Source organism: Pseudomonas sp. RU47, from assembly GCF_004011755.1.
Taxonomy (GTDB): domain Bacteria; phylum Pseudomonadota; class Gammaproteobacteria; order Pseudomonadales; family Pseudomonadaceae; genus Aquipseudomonas.
Genome location: NZ_CP022411.1, coordinates 2,187,424 through 2,208,488 on the forward strand (window position 1 = coordinate 2,187,424; position 21,065 = coordinate 2,208,488).

At 61.3% G+C, this 21,065-nt stretch carries 10 protein-coding genes (1 of these 10 running past the window's edge); 4 read left to right on the top strand and 6 right to left on the bottom strand.

Annotated elements, in window-relative coordinates:
* The 3 genes from CCX46_RS09975 to CCX46_RS09985 form a co-directional block, all read left to right on the top strand.
* Positions 1–1,731, top strand: the final stretch of a protein-coding gene (locus CCX46_RS09975) for a non-ribosomal peptide synthase/polyketide synthase (RefSeq protein WP_127926538.1). Its footprint begins 11,796 nt before the window's first position; the window shows 1,731 of its 13,527 coding nt (coding positions 11,797–13,527); the start codon falls outside the window, past its left edge; its stop codon occupies positions 1,729–1,731.
* On the top strand, positions 1,728–4,958 hold the full coding sequence (locus CCX46_RS09980; protein ID WP_127926539.1) for a non-ribosomal peptide synthetase: 3,231 nt from the start codon (positions 1,728–1,730) through the stop codon (positions 4,956–4,958). Before CCX46_RS09975 ends, CCX46_RS09980 begins: the two co-directional genes overlap by 4 nt.
* A gap of 337 nt (positions 4,959–5,295) precedes the next feature.
* A complete protein-coding gene (locus CCX46_RS09985) occupies positions 5,296–7,776 on the top strand; it encodes a TonB-dependent siderophore receptor (RefSeq protein WP_127926540.1) in 2,481 nt (826 codons plus the stop codon).
* A 154-nt stretch (positions 7,777–7,930) separates the two neighbouring features.
* Here the strand turns inward: CCX46_RS09985 and CCX46_RS09990 are convergent, their stop codons facing one another.
* The 5 genes from CCX46_RS09990 to CCX46_RS10010 form a co-directional block, all read right to left on the bottom strand.
* The gene (locus CCX46_RS09990) at positions 7,931–12,103 is read right to left on the bottom strand and encodes an amino acid adenylation domain-containing protein (RefSeq protein WP_127926541.1); all 4,173 of its coding nucleotides are present in this window, start codon (positions 12,101–12,103) and stop codon (positions 7,931–7,933) included.
* Between the two features lie 126 nt (positions 12,104–12,229).
* On the bottom strand, positions 12,230–13,891 hold the full coding sequence (locus CCX46_RS09995; RefSeq protein WP_127926542.1) for a cyclic peptide export ABC transporter: 1,662 nt from the start codon (positions 13,889–13,891) through the stop codon (positions 12,230–12,232).
* A gap of 162 nt (positions 13,892–14,053) precedes the next feature.
* Positions 14,054–14,965: a dihydropyoverdine dehydrogenase gene (gene pvdO, locus CCX46_RS10000; RefSeq protein WP_127926543.1), complete on the bottom strand. Its 912-nt coding sequence runs from the start codon at positions 14,963–14,965 to the stop codon at positions 14,054–14,056.
* 46 nt (positions 14,966–15,011) lie between these two features.
* Complete coding sequence (pvdN, locus tag CCX46_RS10005) at positions 15,012–16,304, bottom strand: pyoverdine-tailoring periplasmic protein PvdN (RefSeq protein ID WP_127926544.1); 1,293 nt, start codon at positions 16,302–16,304, stop codon at positions 15,012–15,014.
* A complete protein-coding gene (locus CCX46_RS10010; RefSeq protein ID WP_127926545.1) occupies positions 16,301–17,671 on the bottom strand; it encodes a dipeptidase in 1,371 nt (456 codons plus the stop codon). The genes pvdN and CCX46_RS10010 overlap by 4 nt, the downstream gene beginning before the upstream one ends.
* Positions 17,672–17,922: 251 nt before the next feature.
* Here CCX46_RS10010 and pvdP point away from each other — a divergent pair, with 251 nt between their 5' ends.
* Positions 17,923–19,542 (top strand): pyoverdine maturation tyrosinase PvdP, encoded by a 1,620-nt coding sequence (pvdP, locus tag CCX46_RS10015; RefSeq protein WP_127926546.1) that lies wholly within the window; start codon positions 17,923–17,925, stop codon positions 19,540–19,542.
* A 122-nt stretch (positions 19,543–19,664) separates the two neighbouring features.
* Here the strand turns inward: pvdP and CCX46_RS10025 are convergent, their stop codons facing one another.
* Complete coding sequence (locus CCX46_RS10025; protein WP_127926548.1) at positions 19,665–21,059, bottom strand: efflux transporter outer membrane subunit; 1,395 nt, start codon at positions 21,057–21,059, stop codon at positions 19,665–19,667.
* Between the last annotated feature and the right edge of the window lie 6 nt (positions 21,060–21,065).

Genomic DNA, 21,065 nt, shown 5'->3' on the forward strand with positions numbered 1-21,065 from the left:
TTGCGCAAGGTTGCCAGTGATGCGGGCGTGACCTTGTACAGCACGCTGCTGGCGTCGTTCCAGGTGTTGTTGCATCAATTCAGCGGCGGCGACGACGTACTGGTCGGCGCCGACGTTGCCGGGCGCGAGCAGGCGCAGCTGGAGCGGCTGATCGGCTTCTTCGTCAACGTCTTGCCGCTGCGTTCACGCTTCTCGGCAGACACGGCGTTCTCGACATTCCTGGCGCGCACTCAGGACACCCTGCTCGGCGCGCTGGAGCATCAGGACCTGCCGCTGGACATGATCGTCGAATCCTGTGGCGTGCCGCGACACAAGGGCATGAACCCGTTGGTGCAAGTGTTGTTCGTGATGAACAACCTGCCGGGCCGCACCCAATCCATGGGCGGTCTGAGCGTCGAGCCGCTGGCGGCGCTGCAGAGCCATTCTAAATTCGACATGGCATTGTTCGTTGACGAAGAAGAAGGGCAATTGCTGGGTAATTGGCAATTCGCCACAACCTTGTTCGGACACGAGCGCATTCAGTACCTGGTGAAGGCCTGGATAGCCCTGTTGGAACAGATCGTCGCTGATCAGGACATTCAATTGGGAGCTATCAGCATGCCAGTCGACAATTTAGCAGTGGCCGCCAAACCCGCTGCCCCCGGACCCAAGGCCGACAAACTGGGCAAGTTCCTCAAGCGTGGCGCCGCCCCGGTGGCCAAGGTTCGCCCGGCGCCGATCCGCGAATCGCTGATCGCTGCGCCGCAGCCGTTCCCGCTGTTGATGGAACCGAACGAGCCGCAGCTGGATTTGATCGAGTGGATCAAGCACAACCGGCCGCTGATCGAAGAAAAACTGGCGACTCACGCCGGCATTCTCTTTCGCGGTTTCGAGCTCGACGGCATCCAGGGTTTTGAAGCGTTCGCCGAAGCGATCCAGCCAGGTCTGTACGGTCAATACGGCGATCTGCCGAAGAAGGAGGGCGGCAAGAACACTTACCGCTCCACGCCGTACCCGGAACGCAAGATGATCCTGTTCCACAACGAGAGCTCGCACCAGGATCGCTGGCCGCGCAAGCAGATGTTCTATTGCGAGCAAGCGGCGCCGGTCGGCGGTGCAACGCCGGTAGTCGACTGCCGCTTGATGTACGAAAAACTGCCGGCAGACCTGCGTGACAAGTTCGAGTCCAAAGGCTTGCTGTATGTGCGCACCTTCACCGACAACCTCGACGTGTCGTGGCAGCACTTCTTCAAGACCGAAGACCGTGCCGAAGTCGAAGCCCGCTGCCGCGCCGGCGGTATCGAGTGGCGCTGGCTCGACAACAACGAACTGCAAACCCGCACACCGGGACCGGCGATCATTCGTCACCCGATCACCGGCGCCAAGTCGTTCTTCAATCAGGTGCAGTTGCACCACATCTACTGGCTGGAGCCGGATGTGCGTGAAGACCTGTTGTCGATGTTCGGCGCCGAGCGCATGCCGCGTCACGTGTATTACGGCGACGGCACACCGATCGAAGACGACGTGATGCAGCGCATTGGCGAGCTGTACGAAGAGTGCGCCGTGCGATTCGACTGGCAGAAAGGCGATGCCATTCTGCTCGACAACATGCTGGTGGCGCATGCCCGCGATCCGTTCGAGGGTCCGCGCAAGATTGTCGTCGCCATGGGTGACATGTACGACCACAGCAGCCTGGAGCGCCCGGCCAGCAACGCCCGGGCGGCATTGAACACCGAGGAAAGCGGCGCATGAGCGAAGTCATGAAGGACGAGCAGGATCCGGGTTTCGCCCTGACGCCTGAGCAACAGGCGCTGCTTGAGCGCCTGTCGAACACCGCCACCTGTGGCGAGGCCTTGCGCTGGCTCAGCGTTGTCATTGACGGAGATCTTGACCCGCAACGTTTGCAGACCGCGTTCGATACCGTGCTGAGACAGCAGCCGATGCTGTTGGCGCGGCTGGGCAAGGCCAGCGGTTTCCACGGTTTGCGTCAGGCTGCGGCCGACGTCGGACGTTTCCCGCTGACGATCCATGCCGGCGAGCAGTGCGCCGAGGACGTTCAGGCGCAAATCAGCGAATCGCGGGAACGCGCCTTTGTCGTCGGCGAATCAGCCAGTGTCGAGGCCGTGCTTTATCGCCTGGCGCCCCAGCAATGGCAGCTGCTGCTGGGCATTGCTCGCTACAGTGCCGACACGCCATCGTTGAACCTTGTGCTGGAGCAAGTGCAGCAAGCGTACGCCGGGGTTCAGCCAGCCGAAGACGAAGAGTCGGGGGAGTTTGCCCAGTATCTGGAATGGCGCAGTGAGGTGGTGCTCGATGAAGACGCCGTCACCGCGCGCAGCTACTGGCAGCAGCACCTGCAAGGTGTGCAGGCGGACATCGCAACGCCATGGCTGGCCGCTCGCAGCGCCAGCCTCGAAGCGAGTGCTGCCGATTCGCGCGTATCGCTGAATCTGCAGTCGGCGCAGCGTGATGCTCTGCATGCCTTGGCCGAGCAGCTCGGTCAGCCAGTCGCCACGTTGCTGCAAGGTGCGTGGTGGGTGTTGCTGGGGCGTTTGAGCGGGCTTGATCAGGCACTGGTCGGTCTGCGGCATGACAGCCGTGCTGACTATGAATATTTCGCCAACGCCGTGGGCGTGTTCGAGAAAACCTTGCCGCTCTCGCTGGAACTGCCTGGCAGTGCGCGCTTCAGTGACTGGCTGGGGCAACTGGCGGCGCGCCTCGAAGAGCATCGCACCTGGCAGGAATACTGGACGCCGGAACTGGCGCCCGACGCAGCACATCCGGCCTACGGCTTCAGCCTTGGCCAGATCGGCGTTGCCGCGAGCAGCGGCGGTCTGCGCTGGAACGCGGCTGACGCCGTGCAGGTGCAACCGGATGCTTTCGAGTTGTTGTTGCAGGTGCAACTGGACGACAACCAGCGTCTTGCCGGTGTCGGTCTGCAGTACGCCGCTTCGCGCTATTCGCCAGCGGCAGCCAACGCCGTACTGGAACAGTTCGGCGTGCTGTTGAGCGCGATTGTCGATGCGCCGCACACCGTGCTGGCGCAACTCAACCTGCTCAGCCGCGCCGCCGAACAGCGCTTGCTGGCGATCAATCCGGCGATACAGATGCTGGCCGACCAGCGTTATCTGCCACAGCGCATCGCTGATCTGGCGCTGCGTACGCCGGATGCCATCGCCGTGACTGATGCTGGGCAGCCATTGAGCTACAGCCAGTTGCAAGCCCGCGTCGAAAGCGCCGCCCAGGGCCTGAACAATCAAGGTGTCAGCGCAGGCTCGATCATCGCGCTGGCGTTGCCACGCTCGGCGGATCTGGTGATCGCAATGTTGGCGAGCTGGCGCCTCGGGTGCGCGTATCTGCCGCTGGATGTGCAATGGCCGCAGGCGCGTCAGGCATTGATGCTGGAACAGGCCGGCGCCGCACTGTTGCTGACCGATGCGGCGCACGTCACGGCTTGGCAGGATCAGCCGTACAAAGCTCGCACGCTGGCAGAACTCGGCGCATCGGGCGCGCCGTTGCCGGCGCTCGCGACGCAAGGCACCGACATCGCTTATGTGCTGTTCACCTCCGGCTCTACCGGCATGCCTAAAGGTGTGGTGATCGAGCATCGACAATTGTTCAATTACGTCGCTCAGGCCAGTCAGGCACTGGGTCTGGAACAGTGCAAAAACATCGGCTTCAGCTCCACTGTCGCGGCAGATCTGGGCAACACGGCGTTGTTCGGGGCGTTGTTCAATGGGGCGACCCTGCACGTTGCCAGCGATGCGCAGATGCAGGACGGTGCGTTGTTCGCCGAGTACCTGCAGCAGCATCAGATCGATTGCCTGAAAATCGTCCCGTCGCACCTTGCGGCGTTGCTCGATCATCAGCAGGCAACCTTGCCGCACACGCTGGTGCTGGGCGGCGAGCCGGTTGCGCCGACGCTGATCGAACGCATTGCGCGGCTGCGCAGTGATTGCCGGGTGTTCAACCACTATGGCCCGACCGAAGCCACCGTCGGCGTGATGATTCATCCACTGACACTGGACGGCACGGCCAGCGATTGCTCGGCGCTGAGCCACGTGCTGGGCAACAATCAGGTGTATGTGCTGGACGCTGATTTGCGTCTGGCCCCCGTCGGTGTGCTGGGCGAGTTGTACCTGGGCGGTGCGCAATTGTGCCGTGGTTATCTGAATGCCGAGGCTGATGCGCAGACGTTCGTGCAGAGTCCATTCGATCCTGCGCAGCGTCTGTATCGCAGCGGAGATCTGGCGCGTTACCGCGCTGACGGGGCGATCCAGTTGCACGGTCGGCGCGATCAGCAGGTCAAGGTGCGCGGATTCCGTATCGAACTCGCGGAAATCGAAGCCGAGCTGCTGCGCCTGCCAGCGGTTGCCGAAGCGCTGGTGCTGCCTGCCGCGTCGGCTGAACAAGGCCTGCTGGCGTTTATCGTGGCGCAACCGGGGGCAACCGCGGGTCAGCTCGACACCGCACGTGCCGAACTGAGTGCACGTCTGCCCGCGGTGATGGTGCCGCAACACCTGCAACTGATCGAGCGTTTTCCACGGCTGGCCAACGGCAAGATTGATCGCAAGGCGCTGCAACAATTGGCCGCTACGGCAGCGGATGACGAAGGCGTTGCGCCGCGTGATGCACTTGAGCAATTGCTCGCCGTGCGCATGGCGCAACTGCTTGGGCTTGAACGCTTGAGCATCGAGCGCGACTTTTTCGCGGCCGGAGGCCATTCGTTGTTGGTGATCAAACTGGTGGCCGGTATTCGCAAGTTGCTGCAATGCGAAATCCATCCGGGACTGGTTTTCGATCATCCGACCGTGGCGTCGTTGGCGCTGGCGTTGCGGGCGGTGGAAAGCAGCCCGGGGCAGTTGGAAAAAATGGCTCAGGTACGACTGCGCATGGAGGCGATGAGTCCCGAGGAAAAGGCGCGTCTGACCGAGCAGGCGCGACAGTTGCAGGCCGCCAAGGCTGCGCAAACCAGCTGACACAGAAAGAAACAAAAGGCCGTCGCCCAACAGCGTCGGCCTTTTTTTTAACTTTTTGCGTTAATGATAAATAAACTCATTCCGGTTTTTTGGAGGTGCTGCGTCTTAATAGGGTATGTGGGCAAATCGTGTCAGGCAGGGCCGCCAATGCACCGGTTTGTTCAGCAGAAAATATTTCGCCGATGTCCAGCCAGATGATCGAGCCCGGGGAGGGGCAGATCGCCACGCACTGCCAGGTCGCCCGCAGGGCCAGCGACAGTGTGCGGTTCACGTGTGCAGACAGCGGCGGGCCCGTCGGCCCAATGGACTTTCACTTCTACCAATAATAGAGAGCACGATGTCAGCAATTCATGAGTTGAAACCTTTGTTCAAGGCACTCGTCATGTCCCGCGGCCTGCGTTCACGCCGAGTGTTGACGGGGCTGGGGCTGGTCTGTGTATTGCCTTTGAGCGCTCAGGTGATGGCTGAAAGCGTCAGCATCAATATCCCTGCGCAATCGTTGCCACAGGCGCTGCAGGCGTTTGGTCAGCAGACCAACCAGCAAGTGATCTACAACGCTGACGACATGGCCGGGCTCAAGAGCCACGCGGTCAGCGGCAAGATGAGCCCGCAGGCGGCCATCGCCGAATTGCTCAAGGGCACCGATGTGCGCTACAGCGTCGAGGGCAACACCCTGATGCTGGTGCGGGGCAGCAACACCCAGGGCCTGGAACTGGGCGCGACCAACATCAGCGCAAGTCAGGTCGGCGCAACGACCGAAGGCAGCAACTCCTACACCTCCAACGCAGTGACGATTGGCAAGGGCACCCACACCCTCAAGGAAATCCCCCAGTCGGTCACGGTGATGACCCGCAAGCAGATGGACGACCAGGACCTGGTCGACCTCAAGGATGCGCTGAACCAGACCACCGGTGTCGTGGGTCTGCAGGGCGTCGGCAAGGGTTTGATCATCTCCTCGCGCGGTTTCCAGATCGATGACTGGCAGTACGATGGCGTACCGATTCCACGCAACACCTATTCGCTGGGTAACTGGGCGACTCAGGATCTGGTGTTTTTCGATCGCCTGGAAATCCTGCGCGGTGCCTCCGGGTTGCTGCAAGGCACTGGCAGCCCGGGTGGCGCCATCAACCTGGTGCGCAAGCGCGGCCAGGCTGCACCGACTGTGTCCGTGACCGCCAAGGCGGGCTCCTGGGACCATTACGGTCTGCAAGTAGACGCGGGCGGCCCGCTGAACCAGGCCGGCACCATCCGCGGTCGCCTGGTGGCCGATCAGGATCAAAGCAACTCGTTCATTGATCACGACTGGAGCCGGACGCTGTCGCTGTACGGCTCGCTGGACTTCGACCTGAGCGAAGACACCACCCTGGGCCTGGCCGTCAGCCGTTCCGACGGTGATTCGCGTCCGATGATTCGTGGCCTGCCACGTTACGCTAACGGCAAGATGCCGGATGTCTCGCGCTCCACCTACACCGGTGCACGCTGGAACAGTTCCGACATCGACGTCACCACGCTTTACGCCGACCTCGAACATCGCTTCAACGAAGACTGGGCACTCAAGGTCGGTGCGGTGCGCATGACCGAGAGCAACAAGGCGAAAAACCAGCGCGTGCAAAGTGCCGGCGACGGTCTGGAACCGGATGGCAGCGGAGTGCAGTACGCCAACTTCGTGACGGATTTCGACTCGACAAAAGTCGGTATCGACATGAACCTGAATGGCAAGTTCGAAGCCTTGTCGATGCAGCAGGAAGTGATGTTGGGCGGTAACTTTTCCCAGCTCGAAACGGACGATCAGCTCGCCCGTACCTTCAGCAACAGTAGCGACACGATTTTCGGCGTCAACAATGACCGTCCCGATATCAACTACGACAGCCTGATCGCTTCGGGTGGTCGCGGCACGCTGAGTAAATACGACGTACGCCAGAAAGGCCTGTATGGCACCTGGCGCGTCAAGCCGATCGACGATCTGACCCTGGTGCTCGGCTCCCGTGTCAGCTGGTATGACTTCAGCTACAAATCCAAGGCGCAATCCTCGTTCGGCGGCATCACCAAGAACGACCCAAGCACCGCGACCGAAACCGGGGAAGTCACGCCTTACGCCGGTATCGTCTATGACCTGAGCCGCGAGTGGGCGGTTTACGCCAGTTACACCGACGTGTTCCAGCCACAGACCAACCGCGATGCCGGTGGCACCGTGCTCAAACCGGTGGTCGGCAGCAACTACGAAATCGGTCTCAAGGGCGAGCTGATGGACGGCCGGGTCAACACCTCCTTGGCACTCTTCCGCTACGACCAGGAAAACCGTGCGGTCAACGACATTGCCGGTGGCTTCGAGTGCGACGGTTCGTACTGCTCGACGGCCTCGGGCAAAGTGCGCAGCCAGGGTATCGACGCCGAGATCAGCGGCGAAGTAGTGGAAGACCTGCAACTGTTTGCCGGTTACACCTACAACACCACCAAGTACCTCAAAGACCCGGACAGGGAAGGTCGCGTGTTCAGCACCTGGACGCCAAAACACATGCTGCGCATGTGGGCCAACTACCAGTTGCCGGGTGAGTGGGATCGTGTCAGCACCGGTCTGGGCTTCACCACTCAGAGCCATACGCTGGGTTACGAAGGGACCTACGATGTCGCGGGTTACACCGTATGGAACGCCCGTGTCGGTTACCAGCTGACACCGGAAGTCGGTCTGGCCGTGAACGCCAACAACCTGTTCGACAAGAAGTATATTGCGGCCGGTTACAACCAGCTCGACGGCAACAACAACTTCGGTGATCCACGCAACCTGATGTTCTCCGTGAAGTGGACCCCAAAGTTCTGATGCACTGAAGGGCCTTCACCGAAGCGGCCCACACTTCTCGAAAGAGGGTGTGGGCCGTTTTTTTTGGCATGCCGCCCACAGGTTATGTTTCAAATCACGCAAACAAAAACGCAGAAGCCAGCGCTTCTGCGTTTTTTGTTTGCCAGTATGAAAGTCAGTTGTTCAGTGCCGCCTCACACGTCAGGAACACCGCTTCAAAGGACTCAAGCAACGACTCACCGTAAATCATGCTGCGGTGGGGCAGGGTGGAATGCACCGAGCCTTGCAGGCGTCCACTGACGGTGTGTTCACGCAGCACCTGTTCCGAGTGCAACACCTGCTCCAGCGTCTTGTGCGACAGCGACCACCAGCAACTGGCCTCGACCTTGAGCGTCGGCAGCGTGAACGCGTCGTAGGATTTCACCAGTCGGTCGTGAATCTCGAACGCCTGGGCGTTCATGATTTCCTGTCTGATGGCGTCCAGTGTCGCCACCATTTCCTGTTCGCTGGTGGCGGCCTGTTGGCTGGCCCACTGGTAGAAAGCCTTGAGATCGGTTTGCGGATTTTCGGCGAGGAAGCGTGCCGCCGGCTCGTGCAGGTGAGCGAACATCAGGCTGAACATTTCCACCGCCGTCGCCAGTTCATTTTGGGCACTGAAGTACTCGGGATTTTCTTCTTCCAGCGGTTTGCGCGGCAGATCTGCCGGCAGCAGGCTGTCCGGCAGTGTGGTATCGACCAGACCGAGGAAGCTCACTTCACGTCCCTGACGCTCCAGTTCGGCGGCGATGTCCATGGCGATGGAGCCGCCGAGCGACCAGCCCATCAAACGATACGGGCCGTCAGCCTGTTTATCGATAATCTGTCGGGTGTAATCGGCGATCATTTGCGCCCATGTCTGGGCGTGGGCGTGTTTGTCGGCGAAGCCTGTGTGCATCACGCCGAAAGTGCGCGCGTGTTTGCTCAGGCGTTTGGCCAGTGGTTGGTAGCAGAACACGATGCCGCCGCTGGGATGCAGGCAGAACAGCGGTGGAGCGCTGGCGGCCGAGGCCGAGAGTTCCACCACGCATTGGGCTTGCTGCTGGTGTTGCGTAGCAATGAATTGCGCCAGGGCTTCGACGGTGGCGTGGGCGAGCATTTGCTGCAAAGCGAGTTTGATCCCCAGGCGCGCATTGAGTGCGGCAATAAACTGGATGGCCAGAATCGAATGCCCGCCCAGTTCGAAGAAGTTGTCGTCGAGGCCGACCCGGTCAACGTGCAGGGTTTCCTGCCAGAGTTCGGCCAGCGCTTGCTCCAATGCAGTTTCCGGGGCCTTGAAGCGGGTCTCCGATTGACTGATGTCAGGCAGCGGCAACGCCTTGCGATCAAGCTTGCCTGTCGGGCTGACGGGCATGGCTTCCAGCACCAGCAGATGGCTCGGCACCATGTAGGCGGGCAGACGGCTTTTCAGTTCAGCCTTGAGGGCTGCACGCAGTTGATCGTGCTGTTCACTCGACAAATCACCGTCGCTCGGCACGATATAACCGATCAACTGCATCCCGGCCAATCCTTCGCGGGCAAGGACCAGGGCTTCGCGAACGGCCGGGATTTGCAGCAGGCAGGATTCGATTTCACCGAGTTCGATACGGAAGCCGCGAATCTTCACTTGATGATCGAGTCGGCCGACGTATTCGATGACGCCATCGGCGCGATAGCGCGCCAGATCACCGGTTCGGTACAAACGCCCGCCCTGCGTGCTGAACGGGTCAGGCATGAAGCGTTCGGCGGTCAGATCCGGGCGCTGGAAATAGCCCCGGGCCAATAGATCGCCGGCAATCACCAATTCACCGACGACGCCCACCGGGACCGGTTGGCCACCGCTGTCCAGCAGGTAAATGGCGCGTCCAGCCAAGGGGCGGCCGATCGGCATGGTTTTCGGCAGTGGCGCATGCCCGGTGACGTAGTCCTTGCAATCGAGCACCGTGGCACTGACCGTGGTTTCCGTCGGGCCATAGGTGTTGAGCAGGCGCACATGGTCAAGTCCCGCCTTGCCCCACGCCGCCACGCCTTCCGGTGGCATGGCTTCGCCGCCCACGATCACCTGGCGTAACGGGCCATAGTCACGGACACCGACAGCGGCAAAATCCCTCGCCAGCATGTTCCAGTACGTGGTGGTGAGGTCGCTGACCGTGAATTGCTTGTCGAGCAACTGCTGGTACCAGGTTTGGCTGTCCCAGATGTCCGGCCCGCGCAGTACCACCGACGCGCCGCAGATCAGCGCCGGGTAGAGCTGTTCGACAAAGGCATCGAAGTTGAACGTGGCAAATTGCAGCGAACGATCGGCGGCTGTCAGGCCGAGGAATTCCAGGGCGACTTGCGCGTGCCGGGTCAAAGCCGCCTGGGTAATCCCCACACCTTTTGGTCGACCGGTGGAACCTGAGGTGAACATCACGTACGCCAGGTTATGGCCATGGGTACGGCAGGTCGGGTTGTCGCTGTGCGCGCTATCGGCGAGGTCGAGTTCGTCGACGCACAGCACGCTCACCGCGTCTACCGAGGGCAGGCGCTGGAGCAAGGAGCGCTGGCTGAGCAGCACGCTCAAGCCGCTGTCTTCGATCATCCACGTCAGGCGTTCCTGCGGGTATTCGGGATCGAGGGGCACGTAAACACCGCCGGCCTTGAGCACCGCCAGCAGGCTGACGATCATCCGCGCCGAACGCTCGACCGCGATGCCTACCCGCACTTCCGGGCCCACGCCGTAGCCGTGCAGGGCCTGCGCCAGACCATTGGCTGCCGAGTTGAGTTGGGCATAGCTCATGCGCACGTCATCGCAAATCAGCGCGAGGGCATGCGGCGTGGCCAGTGCCTGGCGTTCAAAGAGCTGATGCACGCCTTCGCTCGGCAATGGCGTAACGGCTGGGTTCCATTGTTCGCGTTGCTGGCGGCACTCGGTGTCGCTCAGCAGCGGCAATTCGCTCAGGGCAACATCGGGATTTGCGGTGATGGCGTGCAACAGGTTCTGCCAATGCCCGGCCAACCGCTCGATGGTGGCGGGGCGGTACAGGTCGCGGCTGAATTCGATGTTGGCGTCGATGCGGTTCAGGGAATAACTGACGTCCAGCGACAGGTCGAATTTCGCCTGCCCGCTGCCGGCATCGACAAAGTCCAGGGTCAATTCGCCCAGGTTCAGCGGCACCGAGGTGCCGCCGTCCGTGCGCCAGTTGAACAGTACCTGGAACAACGGATTGATCTGCTGACTGCTTTGCAGTTGCAGGTCGTCGAAGCTCAATTCCAGGGGGTAGTCGGCATGGTCGAGCGCGGCCAGCGATTCGCGGCGCAGACGCAGCAGAAAGTCCTTGCAAGGCTGCTGCGGGTCAATCCGCACGCGATACACCTGCGTGCTGACAAAGAACCCGACCAGGTCCTGAATTTCACTGCGGTTGCGTGTGGCGTTGGGCACACCGACGGTGAAATCGTCCTGGCCACTGTAGCGGCTCAGGAGCAATTGCCAGGCACCCAACGCGACCACAAAGGGAGTCAAACCGTGCTGCTGGCAGAAGCGATTGAGTGCTTGCGCCAATGTGGCGGGCAGGCTGAAGTCGTGTTTGCCGGCCGCATGGCTATGCTGGTCATTGCGCGCAAAGTCCACCGGCAGATCCAGCGGCGGCAACGTCTGGCCCAGATAATTCTGCCAGTATTCGGCGCTGGTCTTGCAGGCCGGGCTGTGCAGATAGTCGCCACGCTGCCAGTCGGCATAGTCGGCGTACTGGATGGCCGGGCGCGCCAGTGGTGCGCTCATGCCCATTGCCGCTTGCGCGTAGGCGCGGGTCAGGTCCTGCATCAGAATCGCGTTGGACCAGGCGTCCGAGGCGATATGGTGCATGTTGAGCAACAGCAAGTGCTCCGTGTCAGCGACTTGCAGCAGTGTCGCGCGCATCAGTGGCGCCTGTTTCAGGTCGAAGGGCTTGGCGGCCTCTTCGCCAATGCGCTGGGCAATCTGCTGTTCACGCGCTTCAGCGCTCAGGCCGCGCAGATCATCGAACCCCAACTGCAGCGTTGCGTGTGCATCGACCACCTGCATGGCTACGCCGTCGATCTCGACGATCGCGCTGCGCAGGACATCGTGGCGTGCGATGACTTTATTCAGCGCCATTTCCAGATGCTGTGCTTGTAGGGCGCCGCTCAGGCGTACGGCGCGTGGCAAGTTGTAAGCGGCACTGTCAGGTGTCAGCTGTTGTACGAACCACAGTCGCTGTTGCGCGAAGGAGAGGGGGGCCGGTGCCGGGTGGGGACGGGCAATGATGCCTTGGGATTGCTCGCCGGCATCTGCCATCAGCAGCGCCAGTACCTCATCATCGAGTAAGTCGTTCATCGGGCTCTCGTGGTTGGCAGCACCGTGAGCGCTGACGGCGTTGCCGACAGTCGGGTCCACGGCGATAAACATTCGGATTGAAGGCCGGCAGGACGGGTGTCCGGCCGGCTGCAAAGGTGCAATCGATCAAGCAGTCTCGAGGGGCTTTTTGTGGGTGACCACTCGGCCTCCCTCCATCCTCACCAGCTGATCGGCGACGTCGAAGTAGCGGTCATCGTGGGAGATCACGATGATGGTCTTGCCCATCTGTTTCAGCTCCGGCAGCAGCTCGGTGTAGAAGATGCGCCGGAAGGCCGGGTCCTGATCGGCAGCCCATTCGTCGAACACCAGCACCGGACGCTCTTCCAGCCAGGCGTTGATCAGCGCCAGGCGTTTGCGCTGGCCGGTGGACAGATCGGTGGTGCTGAAAACACCGTCGTTAATGCTCACCTTGTGCGCAATCTCCAGGCGTTCCAGATAGCGGCTGGTGTCGGCCGGCACTTGTTTGTCGCCCTGTACCAGTTCATCGAACAGGTAGTAGTCGGCGAAGATCGTGGTGAACAGTTGGCGATAGTCATCGCGAGCCTGGGCATCGACCACCTGGCCATTGAGCAGGACTTCCCCGCGTTGTGGCGCATAGAGTCCCAGCAACAATTTGATCAGGGTGGTTTTACCGCCGCCGTTCTCGCCGACGATAAACACGATGTCACCCTGCGCGATGTCCAGATTGACCGGCCCCAGTTCAAACGCTGCGCTGCCCTGAACCGGCGGGAAGGCGTAATGCACGTTATGCAGTTGCAACTGCTGCACGGCGGTCTTGCTCGCGGGCGTCGACTCGCGCAGGAGCAAGTGCGGTTCCGGCGAGGAAAACTGTTCGGCCAGCTCGGCGATGCGTTTGAAGGCAATGTTCGCGCGACTGACCACCGGCAACGTGGTGACCAGATATTCCAGTGGGCCTTTCATGTACAGCAGCACCAGCACGAAACCGCTGAGCACCGCTTTATCGGTACCGAGCCAGAACGATTGCAGCGCCAGGGCCAGACCGATCACCACGAAAAACAGCATCGAGCCAAAGGTTTTCGCCACCACGAACGTGTTGATCGAGCGGATGTGCGTGTTGCAGATGTAATCCGCCGTGCCCTCGATGCGCTGGCTGAACATGCGTTGGCGGCGCGGGCGATGAATACGCAGTTCCTTGGCACCCGCAGCGATTGCGCTGTAGTGCTTCTGCAATTCGTCTTCGGCCTCGCGCGCCGCTTCGAAACCTTTGATGCCTTTGGCCCGGGCAATGTATTGGACGACGGTGCCGATCACGATCGCGATCAACAGCAGGGCAAACATCGGCAGGGACAGGTAGGCCAGGTAACCCAGGCAACCGAGGGTGACGGTGAAAGCGATCGCCAGCGGCGCGAAGGAAAACGCGAAATCACTGACGGTGTCGACATCATGGGTCAGCACCGGAATCAGGCGATGGCTGCGAAACCGTTCGATCTGCTCGATAGGCGCGAGCAGGACTTTTTCGCCGAGTGATTTACGCAGGCCGGCGATGATGTGCTGGCCGACGTGGTTGGTGCCGATGTCCGACAGAATCGAAGTCAGCAGTGCAAACGCGCAGAGGCCGGCAAATGTCAGCAGCACGCTGGCTGACGGAACACCGGTGCCGTTCAGGGCTTTGTTGATGGTCGCCAGCAGGGCAGTGACGCTGACGCCACCGAGCATGCCGAGCAGGATCGACAGCGCCACGACGACCCGGTAAGGCTTGAGCAGGCCGAGGACTTCACTGATGGCTCCGCGCGATTTTGTGGTCATGGAGGTTTCCGCTTCTAGTGCCGCTAACGGCATCGTTTCAAGGATTGGGCTGGTTAAAAGACGAAACCCGTGGGCGGCGATTTAGCCGACCACGGGTTTATCGAGGCTGAAGCGACGAGCGAGCGGCCAGCGCCGTCGTGGCGGCTGCCGGTGCAGCTGTCCTTACAGATCGCGCGCGACGCGAAAACCAATCCAGTCGCCGCGGGTGTCGCTGTAGGTGGCATTGCGATTGCCCGAGCGCGAGAACACCGGTGCTTCACCCCAGTCGTTGCCGCGGATGCGGCGAATCTTGCAGTCACCGGTCAACCAGGCGCTGCCATCACTCGGCGCGCCGACATAGTTTTCGTTGTAGCAGTCGGCGGTCCATTCGTAGATGTTGCCGTGCATGTCGTAGACGCCGAAGGCATTGGCCGGGAACTTGCCTGCCGGAGCGGTGAAGTTGTAGCCGTCGGCGGCGCCATAGGTGTTGGCGTGTTTGGCGATGCTGTATTCCTTGCCCTCATCGAAGGGGAACGGGAAAGGCCCGGTGCTACCGGCACGGGCGGCGTATTCACGCAGCGATTCGCTGACCAGTCGATACGATTTACCGGTTTTCTTCGACAGCCAGGCTACATAGGCCTCGGCCTCGGGAAAGTCCATGCACACCGCCGGATGCTTGTCGGTGTACTGCTTTTTCGGATCGCTGCCCGCGTAGTCGGGAATACCGGCCTTGCACGCGCGGCCCGGGCGTTTGTCGCCGTCGGGCATCTGATAGCCGGTGTCGGCGAGGTAGGCGTCCCATTGCCCTTTGAGCACCTGGAAACGACTGATGGCCAAGGGTTGGGCAAAGGTCACCGGGTGCATCGGACCTTCGTCCGGCTCGCGGCCGACTTCGTCCTCCGGGGTGCCCATGGTGAAGGTGCCGGTGGGCAGCACGACCATTTCCGGGCAGTCCTTGCAGTCCTTGAAGACTTTGCCCGGTTTGAGCGGTTCGGCCGCTTGCGCCAGCCCCGGCAAGGTACAACCGAGCAATGCGGCCAGACCGAGCGCGGGCAACGCGTTCAAGGAAAAATTACGCAGTTCACTACTGTTCATCATGACTCTCGATAACAGGTTGAAAGGAAACGTGGGAGCGTGGCGCCTACAGCTGTTTGGCCAGTAACGCCATCAAACGATCGATTTGCGCTTCGTCGTTGAGCAGGCCCGGCGCAGTACGAATCACCGGACCCACATCGCGGTTCACGGCGTCGGCAACCACGCGGTTCTGCATCAGGTACGCGGCGACTTTGTCGCTGTCCTGGCCCTTGACTCGAAAGAAGGTAAAACCGGCCGACAGTTGCGGACTCAGCGGGGTGACGAGTTCGATTTGCGGGTGTTCCAGCAGGCGCTTCTTCAGGTAGCTGTTGAGCGCGTGGATGCGCGCTTCGACCTCGGCCTTGCCCAGTTGCAGGTGCAGCTTGAAGGCTTCGTCCAGCGCCCAGCGATACTCGAAGGAGTGATAGCCACCGGGCGTCATGGTGGTGGAAAACGCTGTGGCCTCGGAGAAGGTCGGGGTGATCGGCGTCACGTATTTGACCTCCTCGAAACGGCTGCAGACGATGCCGGTGCCGCGCGGGCCAAACATCCACTTGTGGGTGCCGGCGATGAAGAAATCACAGTTCATCTGCGCGAAACTCAGGTTGTCGACGCCGAAACCGTGCACGCCGTCGACCACATAAATGATCCGCTCGGCATCGCTGCGGCCACGGTTGTGTTTGTCGACGATGGCGCCGATGTCACCGATCGGCAGCTTCACGCCGCTGCCCGAATGCACCCAGCACATGCCCAGCACACGGGTTTCCGGGCGGATGGCCGTGTCGATGGCGGTGAGGATTTCGGCTTTGGTCGCGGTCTGCGGATCCTTGAACAGACGGATCTTGCGCACCTGCGTGCCTTCACGTTCCTTGCGCAAGGCGAGGATTGTGTGGGTGGCATAGTGTTCGTGGGCGGTGGTGAGGATTTCCTGATCGGGGCGCACATGCACACCGCCGTAAATCATCGTCAGACCTTCAGTAGTGCTGCCGGTCAGGGCGATCTGTTTGGCCTTGGCTTGCAGGTATTGGCCGGCCCAGACTCGCACGTTTTCCTCGCGCTGCTCGATCACGCCGAGGTCCCAATCCATGGCCAGGCCGGGATTTTTGTCGAGGGCGGCGCGATGTCGTTCGATCGCTTCGCGCACGGGTTTCGGGTGCGAGGTGATCAGGAAGTTGGAAAAGTGCAGGTAGTCCGGATCCTGATCGAACAGTTGCTGCAACTGCGTCCACTTGCTGCGCGGCATTGGCGCAGGGGGCGCAGCCGTAGCGGCAGCGCTGGCGATGTTCGGCAGGCTGGCGCCCAGTGGCAGCGCAGCGGCGAGCAGTCCGGCCTGTTTCAGAAAATCACGACGATTACTCATGGCTGCGTCGTTCCCTGCGCGTTGGCCAGCGCCGGTTTCGCGGCTTTTTCGACCTGATCCCAGACGCGCAGGAAGTTGCCACCCCAGAGTTTGCCGATGTCGGCTTCGGAGTAACCGCGCGACAGCAGTTCAGCGGTGACATTGCGGATCTCGCCGACGTTCTCGAAACCTTTGACGCCGCCGCCTTCATTGAAGTCGGAGCTGATACCGACATGGTCGATGCCGATCTTGCGCACGGCGTATTCGATGGCGTCGCCGAAATCCTTGAGGCTGGCCTTCGGTTCGTCTTCGAGGATCGCGTAGAGGCGGCTGGCGTACAGGCCGAATTTCGTTTCGGACCAGGCCGCAATGATCGGGTCGCCCGGCATCAGCGCCATCGCCAGGTTCGGCAGTGGCGGCAGGCCGAACTCCTTGCGCAGCTCGTTGAGGCGATCCTGGGTCTTCTGGGTCAGCGGGCGCAGGTACTGCGAGAACGCGACGATCTGCACCACGCCGCCGCTGTTCTTTATCAACTGCATCTCTTTGTCGCTGAGGTTGCGTGGGATGTCGACCATCGCGCGCGGCGCCGAGTGCGAGGCAATCAGCGGCGTACGGCTCAACTGTGCGACTTGCTCAAGGGCCTTGGTCGACATCTGCGACACGTCGATGATCACGCCCAGATCATTGAGGCGCTTGACCGCCTGCTTGCCCAGATCGGAGAGGCCGTCGAGGGCGTCCGGTGAGTCATTGAGGAATGGCAGTGGGCGAGACGAATCCGCCCAGTCGTTGTTGCCGATGTAGCTGAAGCCGAACATGCGCATTCCACGCGCTGTCCACAGGTCCAGCAGATTCAGATCATGGCCCAGCGGATAGGCGTTGAGCATGCTGATGAAAATCGCGAACTTGCCTTCGCCGTGCAGGCGGCGCATATCGTCCGGCGTGTAGGCGATCGCGACTTGATTGGGGTAGTCGCGAACCATGCCGGAGATGATCCGGTAACGGATTTCCTGCTGGTTGCGGGCTTCGTCGATGAAGCCGGCAGTCGGCTTGTGGGGGGCATCGGGGCCGTTCCACATTTCCGGCCAGCCGAAAATGGTCAGCGCCGCTCCAGACAAGCGACCGCGACTGGTTTTGGCCAGATCGAACTGGCCGGAGCCATCCTTGTCGGCTTCGTTACCGTTGGTGCCGAAGTTCTGCGTCAGGCTGACATGGCTGTCGAAAGAAAGCATGCGTTCGTGCAGTTCATCTGCCTGTTTCACAATCTTGGCGTCATAGCCAAGGTCGTCCTTGAACCAGTGCTGCCAAGCGGCAAAGCCTGCACCGGCGCTGATCGCCAGGGCTAAGGGCAGGCCGATGAATAGAGCCTTTTTCGAACGTGGTTTTGTCATTGCCATCTCAGTCGGGTTCGCCATCGAGGTGCAGGCGCAAAGCCTTTGCTATCTGGGAGGAACGAGTGGATGGCCGTGGAATTTAGGTTGCCAGGTTAAAAGATCGCAGCCTTCGGCAGCTCCTGCAGGGATATACATTCGATGTCGGAGCTGCCGAAGGCTGCGATCTTTTCAAACCCACATAAATTTACCCGGGCAGCAAACGTTCTAGCTTGGATAAAGCCTGCTTCATGGCTGACACAGGTAGGGCAATGAAGATTTCTCGACGATGGTTCATGGCGGGCCTGGCGCTGACCGGCGCTGCCGTGCCGGCGGCTTATTTTGGGCATCGTGAATGGACGAAGCCGGATCCGACGATCACTCCGGGTGAAGCGTCTTTCGACGTCGCCGATCTCGCCGGGCAACGTTTGGCCAGTGCCTTGCGGGGCGTCTGGGATATTCGCTTCGAAGGCCGTGACGCAGGCCTTGAAGGGCTTCCGGCCCAAGGGCTGCAAGTGTTCCTCGACATCGGCCAGAAAGGTCGTGGCGTCTGTGGTTTTCTTGATACGCCGGAGCGTTTGCGCTCCGGCGAAACACCTCGTTACCGAATTCTTGGCGATCTGGCCGGTGCCGATGCGGCGAAACTGAGTTGGCGGCTGGTGGGTGCACAAGGCCAGATCAACTATGAGCTGGAAATGATCCTCGATGAGGTCTGGGCCGATTTCGGCAACGCCGGCAAAGGCACCCTAAGCGGAAAAGCGATGCGTCTGGATCGCCCCCTGGCCTTGCCAGCAGAGGACAATGGATTTGTCGCAGTCAAGCGACTGTTTCCCGAGGCGCGTGAACGGACACCGTTGAATCCGACGCTGCTGGCCTGGTTGATTTCCCCCGAGCACCGACTGTTCCACCAGTTGTGGCATGCCACGCGGGACAAGTGGCACACCTTGCCTGAAGACAAACGTGAAGCCTTGCGCGGCATCGGCTGGCAGCCCGGACCGCGTGACAAGGAGCGCGATGCCCGTGGGCCGCGCAAGGACCGCAACGGCTCCGGTGTGGATTTCTTCTTCATGCATCGGCACATGCTCGGCACGGCGCGTTCAATGCAGGACCTGCCATCGTGGCAATACTTTCCGCTGCCACAACCGGAATTGATCCGTGATCGCCCGGGCTTCGCCCGTTACTTCGACAACCATGACGGCACGGCGCTGCCGCCCGCATGGCTGGCGGACGGTGATGACGAGTACAGCAAGTGGGTCAGCGACATCAAGACGGCCGAGACCTACGAAAGCAACTTCCAGGTCTGGGAGTCGCAATACCGTGATCCGGTGTACCTGGCCAGACTCACGCTCGGTCAGTTCGGTTCCGAGGTTGAATTGGGGCTGCACGACTGGCTGCACATGCGCTGGGCGTCGGTGCCGCGTGATCCGTCCAATGGCCAGCCAGTGCCGTTTGCCCGCGATCAGGCCGATTTCGCGCCGCGCTGGTATGGCGCGGAAAACGACTTTCTGGGCGATCCCTTTTCGTCTCACGTCAACCCGGCGTTTTGGCATTTTCATGGCTGGATCGACGACCGTATCGAAGACTGGTTTCGCGCGCACGAGCGCTTCCATCCGGGTGAGGTCACGCGCAAGGTGGTCAATGGTGTGCAGTGGTTTGCACCAGGGCGCTGGAACGAAGTCGATGATCCGTGGCTGGGGCCGGTCACCCATGGCTGCAGCACTACGCCGGGGTTGCAGGCGGGCAAGACGGTGGAGATGGACCCGGAGACCATGAAGCTGGCGCTGCGCATCACCTTCCTCAATGACGAGAAGAAACTCGCCGGACTGTTCCGTCGCGTGCCGCCACGGCCGTGGTATGCGCGCAATCTGAAGGCCAAACAGACTCAGGCCTGATTACCGCTTCAGCTTCGTCGCGAGCAGGCTCGCTCCCACAGGTTGACCGCATTCCTCCAATTGGAATGTGATCTCTTGTGGGAGCGAGCCTGCTCGCGAAAGCGCTTGGCCGGGCTGCGCGATTACAGTGCCTGCCACCCGCCGCCCAATGCCTTGTACAAGGCAATGCTCGCCTGCATTCGCGACAGCCGCAGTTGCACGTTCTGATCCTGCGCCGCATACAGCGTGCGTTGGGTTTCCAGTACGGTCAGCAAGTCCTCGGCGCCGGCTTGATAACGGCTCTGGGCGATGTTGAAGGCGGTTTGCGCCTGGTTCAGTTCTTCGCTCTGCCACTGCCGTTGTTGATCAAGTCCACGGATGCTGTTGAGGGCTTTTTCGACGTCGGCGAAACCGTTGATGATGGCGCCGCGATAAGTTTCCAGCAGCTCCTGCTGACGAGCCGTGGCTTTGTCGCGTTCAGCGCTCAGACGGCCATTGTTGAAGATCGGTGCGATCAGCCCGCCGGTGAGGTTGTAGAACGGACTGCGCAACAGGTCATCCGCCTGGTTGGCACCGGAGCCAATGCTCGCGCCTAGAGTGATTTTCGGCAGCATCGCCGCCCGTGCCACCGTGACGTTCGCCTGAGCTGCCGCCAATTGGGCCTCGGCACGGGCAATATCCGGGCGCCGCGTCAGCAGTTCGCTGGGTACGCCGGCGGATATTGGCGGCCATTGCAACTGGTCGAAGGACTCGTGGCTGGCCGGCAGGTCTTGCACCGGACGCCCGAGCAGCGCTGCCAGCGCGATCCGCGCATCTTGGGCTTGTTGCCGGACGGTCGGCAGTTGGCGTTGCTGCGCGGCCACCAGGCTTTTTTGTTGCGCCAGCTCCAGCGCGGTGGCGGAGCCGGCGTTGTAGCGTGTCTGTACCAATTGCAGAACGTTTTGCGCGTTGGCCAGATTAAGCTCGGCAATGCGACTCTGCTCCTGCAGCGACAGCACCTGGGTGTAACTGTTGGCGACGCCGCTGAGCAAGGTCAATTCGACGGTGGCGCGATCGAACTCGCTGGCCTGCAAACTGAACTGTGCGCTGTCGCGCGATGCGCGCTTACCGCCCCAGAAGTCGATTTCGTAACTGGCGCTGAGGCCGACGTCGAAGTAGTCCACCGCCCTGTTACTGCTGTCGGCATCCAGTTGACGATAGCCCTCGCCACGCAACAGCTTCTGCCGATTGGCATTGCCGGTGCCTTGTATTTCCGGCAACTGCGAACCGCCGGCAATCACCGTGTCGGCACGCGCCTGACGGACGCGAGCGATGGCCGCGGCCAGGTCATAACTGCCGACCTGGGCCTGTTCGATCAGTTGATTGAGTTGCGGGCTGGCGAAGCGCGTCCACCAGCGCAGGGCGTCGCGTTCGGCGCTGGTGCTCTGCGGCGATTGCCAGGCGGCCGGCGGCACGATGCCGCTGTCCGGGGGTTGTGGGGTACTGCCGCAAGCGCTGAGTATCAGGCAGACGGTCAACAGACTGAGGCGCGGTTTCATAGAGCG

Coding starts and splice junctions, on each gene's coding strand:
- CCX46_RS09980 (WP_127926539.1), top strand. CDS start 1,728: ATGAGCGAAGTCATGAAGGACGAGCAGGATCCGGGTTTCGCCCTGACG.
- CCX46_RS09985 (WP_127926540.1), top strand. CDS start 5,296: ATGTCAGCAATTCATGAGTTGAAACCTTTGTTCAAGGCACTCGTCATG.
- CCX46_RS09990 (WP_127926541.1), bottom strand. CDS start 12,103: ATGAACGACTTACTCGATGATGAGGTACTGGCGCTGCTGATGGCAGAT.
- CCX46_RS09995 (WP_127926542.1), bottom strand. CDS start 13,891: ATGACCACAAAATCGCGCGGAGCCATCAGTGAAGTCCTCGGCCTGCTC.
- pvdO (WP_127926543.1), bottom strand. CDS start 14,965: ATGAACAGTAGTGAACTGCGTAATTTTTCCTTGAACGCGTTGCCCGCG.
- pvdN (WP_127926544.1), bottom strand. CDS start 16,304: ATGAGTAATCGTCGTGATTTTCTGAAACAGGCCGGACTGCTCGCCGCT.
- CCX46_RS10010 (WP_127926545.1), bottom strand. CDS start 17,671: ATGACAAAACCACGTTCGAAAAAGGCTCTATTCATCGGCCTGCCCTTA.
- pvdP (WP_127926546.1), top strand. CDS start 17,923: ATGAAGATTTCTCGACGATGGTTCATGGCGGGCCTGGCGCTGACCGGC.
- CCX46_RS10025 (WP_127926548.1), bottom strand. CDS start 21,059: ATGAAACCGCGCCTCAGTCTGTTGACCGTCTGCCTGATACTCAGCGCT.